General features: G+C 63.0%; 14 protein-coding genes, 1 tRNA gene and 1 pseudogene. 9 read left to right on the forward strand and 7 right to left on the reverse strand.

Annotated features, from left to right (window positions below):
• Window positions 1-358 precede the first annotated feature (358 nt).
• Together tusA and pdxB are read left to right on the forward strand one after the other, a co-directional pair.
• Window positions 359-601 carry a sulfurtransferase TusA gene (gene tusA / locus CKW35_RS21215; RefSeq protein WP_016485619.1) on the forward strand — a complete coding sequence of 81 codons (243 nt, stop codon included), beginning with the start codon at window positions 359-361 and terminating at the stop codon, window positions 599-601.
• A gap of 60 nt (window positions 602-661) precedes the next feature.
• On the forward strand, window positions 662-1,804 hold the full coding sequence (pdxB, locus tag CKW35_RS21220) for a 4-phosphoerythronate dehydrogenase PdxB (RefSeq protein WP_016485620.1): 1,143 nt from the start codon (window positions 662-664) through the stop codon (window positions 1,802-1,804).
• Window positions 1,805-1,912: 108 nt separating this feature from the next.
• Here pdxB and CKW35_RS28400 read toward each other — a convergent pair whose 3' ends face one another.
• Window positions 1,913-2,086 (reverse strand): PA1571 family protein, encoded by a 174-nt coding sequence (locus tag CKW35_RS28400; RefSeq protein ID WP_016485621.1) that lies wholly within the window; start codon window positions 2,084-2,086, stop codon window positions 1,913-1,915.
• Between the two features lie 209 nt (window positions 2,087-2,295).
• On the opposite strand from CKW35_RS28400, the gene CKW35_RS21225 reads away from it, so the two are divergent.
• The 3 genes and pseudogenes from CKW35_RS21225 (at window position 2,296) to CKW35_RS28925 (ending at window position 5,866) form a co-directional block, all read left to right on the forward strand.
• Entirely contained in the window at window positions 2,296-4,059 is a 1,764-nt protein-coding gene (locus tag CKW35_RS21225) for an ABC transporter transmembrane domain-containing protein (RefSeq protein ID WP_024717342.1), read from the forward strand.
• A 763-nt stretch (window positions 4,060-4,822) separates the two neighbouring features.
• Window positions 4,823-4,933 (forward strand): annotated as a pseudogene (locus CKW35_RS28920) (hypothetical protein); the annotation flags it as partial.
• 228 nt (window positions 4,934-5,161) lie between these two features.
• On the forward strand, window positions 5,162-5,866 hold the full coding sequence (locus CKW35_RS28925) for a methyl-accepting chemotaxis protein (protein WP_371855230.1): 705 nt from the start codon (window positions 5,162-5,164) through the stop codon (window positions 5,864-5,866).
• A 51-nt stretch (window positions 5,867-5,917) separates the two neighbouring features.
• Here the strand turns inward: CKW35_RS28925 and CKW35_RS21235 are convergent.
• Both CKW35_RS21235 and CKW35_RS21240 read right to left on the reverse strand, forming a co-directional pair.
• Window positions 5,918-5,994, reverse strand: a tRNA-Pro gene (locus CKW35_RS21235).
• Window positions 5,995-6,074: 80 nt separating this feature from the next.
• Window positions 6,075-6,296: a YgdI/YgdR family lipoprotein gene (locus CKW35_RS21240; RefSeq protein ID WP_016485624.1), complete on the reverse strand. Its 222-nt coding sequence runs from the start codon at window positions 6,294-6,296 to the stop codon at window positions 6,075-6,077.
• A 187-nt stretch (window positions 6,297-6,483) separates the two neighbouring features.
• Between CKW35_RS21240 and moaB the strand changes: the two genes are divergently transcribed.
• Together moaB and glp are read left to right on the forward strand one after the other, a co-directional pair.
• Window positions 6,484-7,023: a molybdenum cofactor biosynthesis protein B gene (gene moaB, locus CKW35_RS21245; RefSeq protein WP_016485625.1), complete on the forward strand. Its 540-nt coding sequence runs from the start codon at window positions 6,484-6,486 to the stop codon at window positions 7,021-7,023.
• Window positions 7,007-8,233, forward strand: coding sequence for a gephyrin-like molybdotransferase Glp (gene glp / locus CKW35_RS21250; RefSeq protein WP_016485626.1), 1,227 nt, complete (start codon window positions 7,007-7,009; stop codon window positions 8,231-8,233). Before moaB ends, glp begins: the two co-directional genes overlap by 17 nt.
• Here glp and CKW35_RS21255 read toward each other — a convergent pair.
• Window positions 8,222-9,469, reverse strand: coding sequence for a glycosyltransferase family 4 protein (locus tag CKW35_RS21255; protein ID WP_095116814.1), 1,248 nt, complete (start codon window positions 9,467-9,469; stop codon window positions 8,222-8,224). The genes glp and CKW35_RS21255 overlap by 12 nt on opposite strands.
• A gap of 309 nt (window positions 9,470-9,778) precedes the next feature.
• Between CKW35_RS21255 and yegS the strand changes: the two genes are divergently transcribed.
• The gene (gene yegS, locus CKW35_RS21260) at window positions 9,779-10,666 is read left to right on the forward strand and encodes a lipid kinase YegS (protein WP_016485628.1); all 888 of its coding nucleotides are present in this window, start codon (window positions 9,779-9,781) and stop codon (window positions 10,664-10,666) included.
• On the opposite strand, the gene CKW35_RS21265 is transcribed toward yegS, so the two are convergent.
• The 3 genes from CKW35_RS21265 to CKW35_RS21275 form a co-directional block, all read right to left on the reverse strand.
• On the reverse strand, window positions 10,650-11,309 hold the full coding sequence (locus CKW35_RS21265; protein ID WP_016485629.1) for a response regulator transcription factor: 660 nt from the start codon (window positions 11,307-11,309) through the stop codon (window positions 10,650-10,652). The two genes, yegS and CKW35_RS21265, sit on opposite strands and share 17 nt — an antisense overlap.
• Window positions 11,299-12,195, reverse strand: coding sequence for a sensor histidine kinase (locus tag CKW35_RS21270; protein ID WP_016485630.1), 897 nt, complete (start codon window positions 12,193-12,195; stop codon window positions 11,299-11,301). The genes CKW35_RS21265 and CKW35_RS21270 overlap by 11 nt, the downstream gene beginning before the upstream one ends.
• Window positions 12,196-12,561: 366 nt before the next feature.
• Entirely contained in the window at window positions 12,562-13,071 is a 510-nt protein-coding gene (locus CKW35_RS21275; RefSeq protein ID WP_095116888.1) for a histidine kinase, read from the reverse strand.
• A 351-nt stretch (window positions 13,072-13,422) separates the two neighbouring features.
• Between CKW35_RS21275 and CKW35_RS21280 the strand changes: the two genes are divergently transcribed.
• Window positions 13,423-14,358: a chemotaxis protein CheV gene (locus CKW35_RS21280; protein WP_016485632.1), complete on the forward strand. Its 936-nt coding sequence runs from the start codon at window positions 13,423-13,425 to the stop codon at window positions 14,356-14,358.
• Window positions 14,359-14,380: the final 22 nt, after the last annotated feature.

Raw genomic sequence — 14,380 nt, forward strand, 5'->3', positions numbered from 1 at the left:
ACTCACCTTTTCGCCCTTACGGCGAGTCACTTTTTGTCAGACGCGACAAAAAGTAACCAAAAAACGCTGCGCTCCGATCATCCGGCCCCTGCGCTGCGCTCCGGGGTCCCCTCACTCCGGCCTCGCTCCCGGGAGGATGGCGCTGCAGGCCCCATCCTGGGGCCCAGCGCTTGACGGGCATCCATGCCCGTCACCTCCCTTCGCAAGGCCTGCGTTCGGCCTCCTGAAGTCGCGAAGATCCAAGATCAAGATCAAGATCAAGAGCTGGGCCGGGGGGGGCGCAGCTGGGCATTTCTCAAGCGGTGCTTGGACCGCGTCGCGCTATGCGCGACAATGGCGATCATTTTCGGAGCCCCCCATGACCGATTTCACCCCCGACGCCATCCTCGATGCAACCGGCCTGAACTGCCCGGAACCGGTGATGATGCTGCACCAGCACGTGCGTGGCCTGGCCGCTGGCGGCCTGCTGAAGGTCATCGCCACCGACCCGTCGACCCGCCGCGACATTCCCAAGTTCTGCAACTTCCTCGGCCACGAACTGCTGCAACAGCAAGAGGACGCCGGTACTTTCTTGTACTGGATCCGCAAGAAAGCCGACTGAAGCGCTCTGGAACACGCCCGACGTTGCGCCTACACTGCGTTCCCCAGACAGGAGAGCGCCATGCTGATAGTTGCCGACGAGAACATCCCGCTGCTCGATGCCTTCTTCCAGGGTTTCGGTGAAATCCGCCGTTACCCCGGCCGAAGCCTCGATGCCGCCAGCGTCAAGGACGCCGATATCCTGCTGGTGCGCTCGGTAACCAAGGTCGACCGCCAGTTGCTCGAAGGCAGCCGTGTACGGTTTGTCGGCACCTGCACCATCGGCACCGATCACCTGGACCTGGACTACTTTGCCCAAGCCGGCATTCGCTGGAGCAGTGCGCCGGGCTGCAATGCCCGCGGTGTGGTCGATTACGTGCTAGGCAGCCTGCTGACCCTGGCCGAGCTGGATGGAGCAGCACTGCCCGAACGCGTGTACGGGGTAGTGGGTGCGGGTGAGGTGGGTGGCCGCCTGGTGCGGGTGCTGCACGGCCTGGGCTGGAAGGTGCAGGTGTGCGACCCGTTGCGCCAGGCCGCCGAGGGCGGCAACTACGTTAGCCTGGAAACCATTGTGCAACAGTGCGATGTGATCAGCCTGCATACCCCGTTGCAGCACGGTGGCGAGCACCCGACCTGGCACCTGTTGGGCCAGGCGCAGCTCGCGCAGTTGCGCCCGGGTGCCTGGCTGATCAATGCCAGCCGAGGCCCGGTGGTGGACAACGCCGCCTTGCGCGAGCTGCTGCTGGACCGTGAAGATGTGCATGCGGTGCTGGATGTGTGGGAGGGCGAGCCACAGGTCGACCTGCAATTGGCCGACCTGTGCACCTTGGCCTCGCCGCACATTGCCGGCTACAGCCTCGACGGCCGCCAGCGTGGCACGGCGCAGATCTACCAGGCGCTGTGCCGTTTCCTGGGGGTGCATGAGCAGGTGCAGCTGGCAGACTTGCTGCCCCGACCGCCGCTGGCGCAGATCGAGCTGGATGCCAGCACTGACCCGGCTTGGGCATTGGCGACCCTGTGCCGCGCCGTGTACGACCCACGACGCGACGATGCCGACTTCCGTCGCAGCCTGAGTGATGCCCCGCAGCAGCAGCGTGCGGCGTTCGACCAGTTGCGCAAACAGTACCCGCCTCGGCGCGAGATCGAAGGGCTGGCGGTGCGCTTGCGTGGGGAGTCGCCGCAGTTGGCGCAGCTGGTCAGTGCCTTGGGGGCTGAGTTGGTCTGACAAGTTGGCAATTCCCCAGGTTTTTGCAGTCCCCTGTAGGCGCGGCGTACACCGGCTGTCAGGCAATAAAAACCCGGCGCATGCGCCGGGTTGCAAAAAATCCGCCGATTAACCTTTGCGTACGCGCTCGACCCGGCTTTCTTCCAGAGCCTTGCAGGCCTGCTGGATCATCTGCTCGGTGATAGGCACTTCGCGCCCCTTGCCGTCGATGATCGAACCGCACGCCTGTGATTGCGGGATGGTCTGGGGCTTCTGGTTGTCATTGCCATGCTGCAAGCTCATGCACTGTCTCCTCTTCAGGTTCAAGGTCAGGGTAGCCCTGCGCCGTGACTGGCCTGTGACAGCTTCTGTGTCACGGCAGCAACAGTCCAACAGAAACCCTGTGAAAGCTCCATGATCTGTTTAGACCAATGCGTTATAGCAACCTGCGTACACTCCACCGACCCGGATGAATGATAGTCTGCGGTTTCCCCGCCATTGTGGTCGCTGCCATGCCAGAATCGGTTTCTCCTCGCCAACGCCGTGCCTTGCGCCTGGCTTGGCAGTTCGTCCGTCCGTACCGCCGCCAGGTGCTACTGGCCTTGTTGGCCCTGGTGGTCACTGCCGCCATCACCCTGTCCATGGGCCAGGGCATCCGCCTGCTGGTAGACCAGGGCTTCATGACCCGCTCCGCGCACCAACTCAACCAGACCATCGGGCTGTTCCTGCTGCTGGTGCTGGCTTTGGCAGTGGGCACCTTCAGTCGTTTCTACCTGGTGTCGTGGATTGGCGAGCGCTGCGTGGCCGATATCCGCCGTGCCGTGTTCGACCACCTGATCGGCCTGCACCCCGGTTTTTTTGAAGACAACCGCAGCTCCGAGATCCAGTCGCGACTGACCTCCGACACCACCTTGCTGCAATCGGTCATCGGCTCCTCGTTGTCGATGTTCCTGCGTAACGCGCTAATGGTCATTGGCGGTGTGGTGCTGCTGTTCATCACCAACCCCAAGCTCACCAGCATCGTGGTGGTGGCCCTGCCGCTGGTGCTGGCACCGATCCTGTTGTTCGGCCGGCGGGTGCGCAGCCTGTCGCGCCAGAGCCTGGACCGGGTGGCCGATGTGGGCAGCTACGTGGCCGAGACCTTGGGGCAGATCAAGACAGTACAGGCCTACAACCACCAGGCACATGACCGCGAGCGTTTCGCCGACACGGTCGAAGCCGCATTTGGCGTCGCCCGCAAGCGGATTGCCCAGCGTGCCTGGCTGATTACCTTGGTGATCGTGCTGGTGTTGGGGGCGGTGGGGGTGATGCTGTGGGTCGGCGGCATGGATGTAATTGCCGGGCGTATTTCCGCAGGCGAGCTGGCGGCTTTTGTGTTCTACAGCCTGATCGTCGGTAGCGCGTTCGGCACCCTGAGTGAGGTGATCGGCGAGCTGCAACGTGCGGCGGGTGCGGCCGAGCGTATCGCCGAACTGTTGGCGGCGCGCAGCGCGATCCTGCCACCCACCGTGGCGCAGGCGCTACCGCAGCAGCGGGCCAGCGGGCATATCGAGCTGCAGCAGTTGGTATTCGCCTACCCGTCACGGCCCTCGGTGGCGGCTGTCGATGGCCTGAGCCTGGTCATCGAGCCTGGGCAGACCGTGGCCTTGGTTGGCCCTTCGGGGGCGGGCAAGTCGACCCTGTTCGATTTGTTGCTGCGCTTCTACGACCCCCAGCAAGGGTGCATCCTGCTCGATGGGCTGCCGGTTACCGAGCTGGATCCCGACCAATTGCGACGGCAGTTTGCCCTGGTGGCGCAAAACCCCTCACTGTTTCGTGGCACGGTGGAGGCCAATATCCGTTATGGCCGGCCCGAGGCGACCCTGGCGGAGGTCGAAGCAGCGGCGCATGGCGCCTATGCCGACGAATTTATCCGGCAGCTGCCGCAAGGCTACCAGACGCCCTTGGGCGAGGGCGGCATCGGCCTTTCCGGTGGCCAGCGCCAGCGCCTGGCGATTGCCCGTGCGTTGCTGGTCGATGCACCGATCCTGTTGCTGGATGAGGCCACCAGCGCGCTCGATGCGCAGAGCGAGCACCTGATCCAGCAGGCATTGCCCAGCCTGATGGCCGGGCGTACCACGCTGGTGATCGCCCATCGCCTGGCCACGGTGCAGCACGCCGAGCGCATCGCGGTCATCGACAAGGGGCGGGTGGTGGCGGTGGGCACCCACCGCCAGTTGATCGAGGAAAGCCCACTGTATGCGCGGCTGGCGGCCTTGCAATTCACAAGCGGCTAACGCGTCGTAAGCTTGTAACAATTTTGTAGCAATTGCCTGAGAGTATCTGGCTCAACTGTTGCGTAAGTGCTCGACCTGGCTGCCATTGCTTGATGGCAGCTTTTTTTTGGCCTGCCAACAAGGACATGGAATGTCTTACCTGGTGTTGCGGATGCGCGCCATTCCTTTCCTTCCGGTTTCGAGATCCACGATGTTGCGTAAATCCCTCAGAGTGCAAATTCTCTCGCTGCTTGGCGGTAGCCTGGTGGCGATGCTGCTGATCGCACTGGTGTGTTTCCAGTTTTTGTCGTCCAGCGTGCGCGGTTATGCTGAGTTGGTCGACGGGCCGCTTCGGGCCTCGCAACTGATTGACGAAGCCAACCTGCAGTTCAAGATCCAGGTGCAGGAATGGAAGAACGTGCTGCTGCGCGGGCGTCAGCCGGCTGAGCTGGACAAGTACTGGCAGCAGTTTCAGGCGCGCGAGCAACAGGTGCAGCAACTGCTCGGGCAATTGATCGACAGCAGCGACGCCAGGCTCAAGGCGCCGTTGCAGCAATTGCGTGATAGCCACCGACAGTTGGGCCAGGCCTATGCGCAGGGCCGTCAGGCCTTCGTCGCCGCGGGTGGCGACCCGGTCGCCGGCGATCGGGCGGTCAAGGGCGTGGATCGCGCCGCCAGTGAGCAGATGAGCGAACTGGTCGAGCAATTGCGTGCCGATGCCCGCCAGCGCGCGGCCAGTATCAGCGCCAGCGCCGAGCGCACGGTATGGCTGGGCCTGCTGGTGATGCTGGCCTCGGCGGTGACAGTGGGGCTGCTCAGCCTGTGGCTGGTGAACCGCAGCCTGATCGAGCCGATCCGCCAGCTGATCGAGTATGTTGCGCAGCTGAGCCAGGGCCGTTTTGCCGCCCGGGTGGACAGCCGCCGGGAGGATGAACTGGGGCGCCTGGCGCGGGCCGCCAATACCCTGCGCGACTTCCTCGCCGACACCGTCGGCCGGCTGAAGGACAATGCCCAGGAGCTGGAAGGTGCCAGCGGCCAGTTGCGCAGCATTGCCGGCGACATGGCCCGCGGCACCCATGACCAGTTCCAGCGTACCGACCAGGTGGCCACGGCCATGCACGAGATGTCTGCCACCGCTCAGGAAGTTGCCCGCCATGCTGCAGAAGCTGCCCGTGCGGCGGATGACGCCGACCACAGTGCCCAGGCCGGTGAGCAGGTCATGCAGCAGACTATCGACATCATTGGCGTGGTCAACCGCGAAATCGCCGGTACCGCAGCGGTGATCCGCGACCTGGAGCATGACAGCACCCGTATCGGCAAAGTACTGGAAGTGATCCGCGGTATTGCCGAGCAGACCAACCTGCTGGCGCTCAACGCGGCGATCGAAGCGGCCCGCGCTGGTGAGGCCGGGCGGGGCTTTGCGGTAGTGGCCGATGAGGTGCGCAGCCTGGCCCAGCGCACGGCAGCCTCGATTGCCGAGATCCATCAGATCATCGAAGCGGTGCAGTCGGGCGCGGTGGAAGCGGTGAAGGCCATCGAAAGCGGCCAGCAGCGAAGCGAAGAGGGGGCCGAGCAGGTGCAGCAGGCCGGGCAGATGTTGCAGCGCATCACCCTCGCGGTAGAGGCGATCCGCGACATGAACCGGCAGATCGCCACGGCGGCCGAAGAACAGACCAGCGTGGCCGAAGACATCTCGCGCAACCTCATCGAAATCACCCGTATTGCCACGGCCAACCAGGCGTCTGTGCAGTACACCGAGCAGGCGGGGCAACGCCTGCATGGGTTGTCGGGGCAACTGGGTGAAGTGACCTCGCGCCTGAGCGCCTGACAATTTCAGCGCAACAAAAAGCCCGCGCAAGGCGGGCTTTTTAAAAGGATCTGGTCGGAGAGACAGGATTCGAACCTGCGGCCTTCTCGTCCCGAACGAGACGCGCTACCTGGCTGCGCTACACTCCGATGAACAAAATCCTACTGCATCCGGTTTTTGCCCGCAAGCCCTTGTTGTTTAAAGGGCCATTGGCAAAAAAAGGTGTTTTTCACAGCTCTTTGACGGTGCGGATCTGGTCCTTGTTCAGGCGCGTGCGCTTACCGTCGAGCTGCTCGAATTCGTAGAAACCGGAGTCTTCGTCAAAGGACGGTTTGTCGGTTGCCTGGATCTCCCGGCCATCGTTCAGGGTGATGACGGTAGGGGTCGAGCAGCCAGCGAGGGCGCCCAGGCCCAGAGCGAGCAGGAAGGCGGGTAGGGTCCGTTTGATCATCGTGTTTCTCCAAGTGCGATGGTGCTAGATGACATTTATGACGCAGGACTTTAGTGCAAGTTCACTGCAAGTGCAGCATAGCGACAAATCTGTCCCCTTGATCCAGGGCAAGGCTGATGGGCGCAACGCCGGAAAAGGTACGCTGTGATATAACTGCGGCCATCTCATCCTGTTGTGACGGACACCCATGAAAGCCAAGGCAGATACCCCCTTCGTGGCGCTGAACATCGCCGTGCTGACGGTCAGCGACACCCGTACCTTCGACACCGACACCTCTGGCCAGCTGTTCGTCGACCGCCTGAGTGCCGCGGGCCACCACCTGGCCGAGCGTGTGCTGCTCAAGGACGACCTGTACAAGATTCGCGCCCAGGTCGCCACCTGGATTGCCGATGACAGCGTGCAAGTGGTGCTGATTACGGGCGGTACTGGCTTTACCGGCCGTGACAGCACGCCCGAGGCGGTGGCCTGCCTGCTGGACAAGCAGGTCGATGGCTTTGGCGAGCTGTTCCGGCAGATCTCCGTGGCCGATATTGGCACCTCCACCGTGCAATCGCGCGCCTTGGCCGGGCTGGCCAACGGCACGTTGGTCTGCTGCCTGCCGGGCTCTACCAATGCGGTGCGCACGGGCTGGGATGGCATCCTGGCCGAGCAGCTCGATGCACGCCATCGCCCCTGCAACTTCGTGGCACACCTGAAGCAGGCAGCGGCCTGTGACAGCCGTGGCTGAGGTCAGCCAGGCCCGGCCGCTGATGCCGGTGGAGCAAGCCCTTGGGCAACTGCTGGCGCTGGCCGAAACGGCGCCAATCCGTGACATCGAGAACCTGCCGTTGGCCGAGGCCGAGGGCCGCGTACTGGCCACCGGACTGGTGGCCTCGCTCGACCTGCCGCCCTGGCCGAACAGTGCCATGGACGGCTATGCCTTGCGCAAGGCCGACTGGCAAGGCGAGCCTCTGCCGGTCAGCCAGCGGATCTTCGCCGGCCATGCGCCGCACCCGCTGCAGCCAGGCACCTGTGCGCGCATTTTCACCGGGGCGCCTGTGCCCGAAGGTGCCGACTGCGTCGAAATGCAGGAAAACACCGAAGTGGTCGACGGCGGTCGGGTGCGCTTTCTCGCACCTTTGCAGGCTGATCAGAACATTCGCCCCCAGGGCCAGGAAACCCGCAAGGGCGAGCAGGTGATGAGCGCCGGTACCCGGCTGGGGCCGATCGAACTGGGCTTGGCGGCGACGCTGGGTCACGGCCGCCTGGACGTGGTGCGCAAGGTGCGGGTGGCGGTGCTGTCCACGGGAGACGAACTGGTCGAGCCTGGTCTGCCCTTGGGGCCGGGGCAAATCTACAACAGCAATCGTCGGCTGCTGGTCAGCTGGCTGCAGCGGCTGGGCTGCGATGTTGTGGATGCAGGCATCCTGCCGGATGACCTGGCGCTGACCCGCGCATGCCTGGCTTCGCTGGGCGACGTTGATTTGATCTTGTCTACCGGTGGTGTTTCGGTGGGCGAGGCCGACTACCTGGGCGCGGCGCTGCGCGAAGCCGGCGAACTGGCCTTGTGGAAGCTGGCGATCAAGCCGGGCAAGCCACTGACCTTCGGCCACTTCCAGGGCGTACCGGTGATCGGCCTGCCGGGTAACCCGGCCTCGACCTTGGTCACCTTTGGCCTGCTAACCCGGCCTTACCTGTTGCGCCGCCAGGGTGTGCCGGATGTCACGCCGCTGCGCTTCGACATGCCGGCAGGCTTTGACTGGCCCAAGCCTGGCACCCGGCGCGAGTACCTGCGTGCACGCATCGAGCACGGCCAGGTGCGTATCTACAAGAACCAGAGCTCCGGCGTGCTGCGTAGCGCGGCGTGGGCCGAGGGGCTGGTGGAAGTGCGTGAGGGCAGCACACTGAAACAAGGTGACAGCGTGCCGTTCATTCCCTTCAGCGAGCTACTTGGCTGAGCGGCCCAGCCAGGCACTGCCCAGTGGGGCAGCCTCTGACGGTGCTGCCTGGGTCAGGCGCATGTGCACATTCTCCAGCTGCTGTGCGGCTACGCTCCAGTCATGACGCTGGCGGGCCAACTGGCGCCCGGCAGCGCTCAACTGGCTCATGCGCCAGGGCTGGTTGAGCAGTTGGGTGATCAGCAGGGCCAGCTGGTCGCCGTCATCACTGCCCAGGTAGTGCTCACCATTGTTTGCGCTCAGGCCCGATACGCCTTTGCCGGTTGTGATTACCGGTAGGCCTGCTGCCATGGCCTCGAGGATTTTTACCTTGGAGCCGCCGGCATAGCGCAGCGGCGCGAAGAACAGTGCCGAACGTTTTTGCAACTCACGCAGGTCAGGGCGGTAGCCGAACCATTCGATGCGCGGGTCGTTCCAGTGCAGTTTCCAGCTAGCCGGCAGGGCGTGCCCGGCTATTGCCAGGCGCACTGCCGGGTTGCTCATCCACACCTGCGGCATGATGTCCTCCAGCGCCCACTCGATGGCCTCCAGGTTGGCGCCATATTCGAAGTTGCCGACGAACAACAGGCGCTGGCTGTGTAGCGCGGGTTCCACGTGCTGGTAGAAATCACAGTCAACCCCATTGACCACTACGTTTACCGGCCGTCCGCTGATCTGCGCGATCAGCTCGGCATCGTGGGCGCTGACTGCCACCAGTTCGGTGGGCTGGCGGAGCACCCTGTGTTCCCAGCGGCGGTAGCGCCAGCGGTCGAAGGCGTTGAGAGGACGCAGCCACAAGGGCAGCCGGTCGTGGCAGGCCCCGCCCATCACCGACTCCAGCGTGTGTTCGCTTAGCATGTAGGGCAGCCCGCGGGCCTGCAGCGCTTTTTCGAAGGGTTGAAAACTGTAGCTGTGCTCGATCTGGATCACGTCCCAGGGTTCGTCCAGCAATTGCTCGAAACGGTGCCGCAGACAAGGCGAAAGGCCGTTGATGATGGCCCGCATGGGGTAGTCGATGATTGGCGAAGCCAGCAGGTTCAACGGGCTGTGCAATGGCCGACGGGGTATTACGATCAGGCGTTCGAGCAGTGGCTCCAAGGCTTCGCGGGCTGCGTAGCTGAGGGGTATTTTTGACTGCGCCAACAGGGTAATGCGATGGCCCTTCTGCGCCAGTGCGCGTATCAGGTGGTATTGCCGGGTCTTGCTGCCACTGGTGGTTGGCCAGGGTAGATAGGGCAGTGTCCAGAGAATGCGCATGACCCGGAATCCTCGCTAAAGGCCGCGGATGTAAAGACGCGCCCATCGCCAGTGTGCTGAGTACCACTGCCGGGGCGCGTCCATGGCTAGGGTTCGGAGCCCCACACACAAGCGTCAAAAGACTGACTTGCCAGGGGGCGTTGTTTGCCTAGGTCAAAAACTTGTCAAATGTTCATTTTCTGAGCATAGCGCGCATTGTCGGGTGTGGGAAAAAGACCACGCACGCTTCGGTATTTTTTTGTGGGCATGCAACGATCCGCGGCCGTGTGTGGTCGAGATCTGGGTCGGTCAATTTCTCGGAGACGCGCGATGCAAGGGCGCAAGGCAATGCTGATTCTGCACGGCAAGCAGGCGATGAATGAAGAGCTGCGCAGCGCCGTGCTGGATCTGCGTGATACAGGCTGGGTGCTGGATGTGCGGGTCACCTGGGAGGCAGGTGACGCGCAGCGCCTGGTCGGCGAGGCGCTGACGGCTGGCTACAGCCATATCGTCGCTGGCGGTGGGGATGGCACTTTGCGGGATGTGGCCGAGGCCATGGGGCTGGCGGGCGCCGAAGCCAGCCTGGCGTTGTTGCCGCTGGGCACGGCCAACGATTTCGCCAAAGCCGCCGGCATACCCTTGGAGCCCGCTGCGGCACTGGCGCTGCTGAATGCGCCCGCGCAGGCCATTGACCTGGGCCAGGCCGGCGACCAGTTGTTCCTCAACATGGCCACGGGTGGGTTTGGTAGCCAGGTCACCGCCAACACCTCCGAAGACCTGAAAAAAGTGCTGGGTGCTGCGGCCTACCTGTTCACTGGCTTGTCACGTTTCAGCGAATTGCAGGCCGCTTCTGTTGAGCTGCAGGGGCCTGACTTCCATTGGCAGGGGAGCTTGCTGGCACTGGGTATCGGTAATGGTCGTCAGGCTGGGGGCGGTCAGGTGCTATGCCCCGACGCGGTGGTGAACGACGGCTTGCTCGACATCGCCATCCTGCCAGCGCCACAAGAGGTGGTTGGGGCGCTGCGTGACCTGCTGGCGGGTGACGGCCTGTTCGTTCGGGCCAGGTTACCTTGGGTCGAGATCAAGAGTGCCCAAGGGCTGGACATGAACCTTGACGGCGAGCCTTTGCAGGCCGACAACCTACGCTTCCAGGCCAGGCCTGCCGCGTTACGCCTGCACCTGCCGGCCGGGTCGCCATTGCTTAGTCATCCAGGCTGATGATTTTCTCGCGTACGGCGAACAGCACAAGCCCGGCCACGTCATGAATCTGCAGGCGCTTCATGATTTGCGAGCGGTGGGTTTCGACGGTCTTGATCGACAGGCCCAGGCCAGTGGCGATTTCCCGAGTGGCCTTGCCGCGTACGATCAGGCGCAGGATTTCCAGTTGGCGAGCAGTGAGGTTGTGCCGCTCGCCAGCAGCTTGCTTGCCATTCTTGGTGTGCCGTAGGGCCTGGTTGATGACCGTATGGGCGATGGCCGGGCTTAGGTAGCGTTCGCCGTTGCGTACCGCACCAAGGGCTTGTTCCAGCTCGGTGGCACTGGTGTCTTTGAGCAGGTAGCCGTGGGCGCCGCTTTCCAGAGCTCGCATGATCAGGTCCGGGTCAGTGTGCATCGACAGGATCAGTACCTTGCACGGACTGCCGCTTGCCCGCAGTTGGGTAAGTGCATCCAGGCCGCTGGTCGAACGCATGGAGATGTCCAGCAAAACGATGTCGGGCGCCAGCGCGCGCACGTTGTCGAGCAGTTGGCTGCCGTCGTCTGCTTCCCCGATGACGTCATACCCAGGAATGTCGCAGACCAGTGCGCGCACACCGGCGCGGATCAGCGAGTGGTCGTCTACCAGCAAAAGTCTACAGATCATGGGTGTTCGTACTCCCGGCACGTTGCTGAGTACGCGCAGGCCAAGGGAACACTGCCTCGATACGCGTGCCAAGGCCGCGCTGGCTGGTGATGTCGAGGCTACCCTGCAATGCGGTGACCCGCTCCTGCATGCCGGCCAGGCCACGCTGGCCAGCTGCGGCGGGGTGCCGCGTCGGGACGAACCCACAGCCATCGTCCTGAATCGACAACGCCAGCCCCTCTGGGGTGCGCTGCAGCTGGATGATCAGGTTGCCTGCCTGGGCGTGGCGCAGCATGTTGGTCACCGCTTCCTGGGTAATGCGAAACACCGCCATGGCCACTGCCTCGTCGATGCCGCCCAGGCGTTGGTTGCACGCCAGGCTCCAGTGCACGTCGCTGTTGGCCAGGGTGCGCACCAGGTGCGCGCGCAGGCTGGCTTCAAGGCCAAGACTGGCCAATTGCCGAGGGTTGAGCAGGGCGGACACGTCGCGCACGTTGCCCAAGGTGTCATCCAGTGTGCTGCGCAGGGTGTTGCAGTGGCTCTGCAGTTCGTCTGGCATGCGCCGTTGCAACCACTGCAGTTGCAGCTTGGCAGCGGTCAGCATCTGACCGATGTCGTCATGCAGTTCGCGGCTTAAGTGCTGGCGCTCGTCTTCCTGGACCTTGAGCATGCGCTCGGCCAGTTCCGCCGGGCGCAGGCTGATCGACCTTGCGCCCAGGGCCAGATAGGCGACAGTGGCCAGCGTAGCGGCCAGTTGCAGAGCCAGCAGGCTGGCCGGGATTGCCTGCTGGGTAAAGTAGAGCACCAGATTGGCGACCAGCGAGGCCACGCATAGCGCGGCCGTGGCCCAAGGCAGCAGGGCAACGCGGGACCAGCAACGCAAAGAAGTCTTCAAGCGTGGGAGCATAGGTAGGGAAGCCACTGAAGTATTGCTGATGGAGGCCTTGCACAATGCTGCTCAGAGGCTTTGGCGCAGTACTTTCGATTTCTTTTCTGACACGTGATCGTTCAACCTTTATTCAGGTTGCAAGCGTTTGTGGGGGCGCATATTACCACTTCGCACTGTATCGGTCGCGGCTGGGTAACGCCTTGAAACGCCTGCGGGTGGGGCATTTGGCGGGTAGCAAAGTGCCACCCTTTGATCGCGCACTATGCACTTGTCGCTTAACTCGTGCGGTAATCATTCAACGTCGCCCCCGAGCATTTTTAGAACTATTCAAGTTTGATCTTGGCGGGGCCTGAACGAGCAGGCTTAGTTGCCTTTTGTGTCTGGTTAATACGGTGGATTCGACCGGCCGGGGCGTGTGCCGGCTGCCACAGTGGTGTGCGAGTGCAGGCACACGCTGCCTTGCTCGTCGCAGGAAGCACAGGATGGCGCAATGGGTTGCTGCACGACCTCGGCCAGGTTTTTCAGCAACACCAGTTGTTCGCCGATGTCCAGGTTCAGCCGCCCGGTACGGGCATCGACCAGTTCCAGTTGCCAGGCCAGCAAGGTCAGGCAGGCCTCTAGCGCGGGCAGGGCTTCACGTTGCAGGCGACCGCGGTGACAGGCGGGGGCGAGCAACTGTTGCAGGGCGTTGGTGTAATGGGCGACTTCACGCAGGCCCAGGCGCGTGGCCTGCCGGGCAAGGTTATCGAGGGTACTGTCCAGGCAGCGGCAGGCATCCGGATCATTGTCGATCAGTTCCAGATGCTGCAGGCATTCCTGAGCCTGGGTCAGCAATATCTGTGCATCCAGCAGGTAATTCTGCAGGGCTTCATCGAACGATAAGGCAGTGTCCATGATCAGGTCCCCGCGCGTGGTGCAGGCGCAGGGGGCGGGCACGCCGAAACGATAGCTAGCAAAAGCCTGACTCCATTCATGCATTGAGAATGGCGTCACATTAATGGCTAAAGGATATCGCGAACATCAGGTTACACCCGATTGCAGCTAAGGGTTTCCCTGATGCCGGGCTAAGGTGGGGAACTTTTGTAGCACCCGCTGAATTCCCATGGAATGCCCGCAGTAAAGCATGATGGTAAAGTGATATCAATTGCCTTCACGGCATTTTCCCGCAAGGGTCAAGGTGCACGTGAAGCCGCCGATACAGGGTGGATGTTTTCACTTTTTTGACTCAAGCCTGGGGGTTTTCCAATGGCTGGCATTCTCGACACAGTAGACCAACGCACGCAACTGGTGGGTGAGAACCGCCTGGAAATTCTGATGTTTCGCCTGGCCGGCCGCCAGTTGTTCGCGATCAACGTGTTCAAGGTGCAGGAGGTGCTGCAAATGCCCAAGCTCACCCTGATGCCCCAGCGCCACGCCTTCGTCTGCGGGGTGGTCAACCTGCGTGGCCAGACCCTGCCGGTGATCGACCTGTCCCAGGCGATCGGCATGCGCCCGCTGCAGCCGGGGCCGGACAGCACCATCATCGTCACCGAGTACAACCGTTCGGTTCAGGCCTTCCTGGTGGGCGGTGTCGACCGCATCGTCAACATGAACTGGGAGTCGATCATGCCGCCGCCTGCCAGCGCCGGGCGCCAGCACTACCTGACTGCCATCACCAAGGTCGATGAAAAGCTGGTGGAGGTGATCGACGTGGAGAAGGTGCTGGCCGAGATCGTGCCGTACAACGCCCGGGTCTCTGGCGATAAACTCGCCGACCCGGTGCTGGCCCGTGCCCGTGGCCGCGAGGTGCTGCTGGTGGACGACTCCAGTGTGGCCCTGGCGCAGTTGCGTGACACCCTGTCCCAGCTGGGCATGAAGCTACATGTGGCCAGCGATGGCCTGAAGGCGCTGCGCATGCTCAAGGCCTGGGCCGATGCGGGTGAGGACGTGTGCGAGAAGCTGCTGATGGTGTTTACCGACGCCGAAATGCCGGAAATGGACGGCTACCGGCTGACCACCGAGATCCGCAGTGATGCGCGGCTGCGCCAGCTCTATGTGGTGCTGCATACCTCACTGTCAGGCAGCTTCAATGAATCCATGGTGAAGAAGGTGGGGTGCGACAACTTCCTGTCCAAGTTCCAGCCCGACCGCCTGGTCGATGTGGTCAAGCAACGCCTGCTGCTGGATACCGCCACTGCGTGAACGTTGGGCCGGCCAGGTATAA

This window comes from Pseudomonas sp. Irchel 3F3 (assembly GCF_900187545.1).
GTDB classification, from domain to species: Bacteria; Pseudomonadota; Gammaproteobacteria; order Pseudomonadales; family Pseudomonadaceae; genus Aquipseudomonas; species Aquipseudomonas fortuita.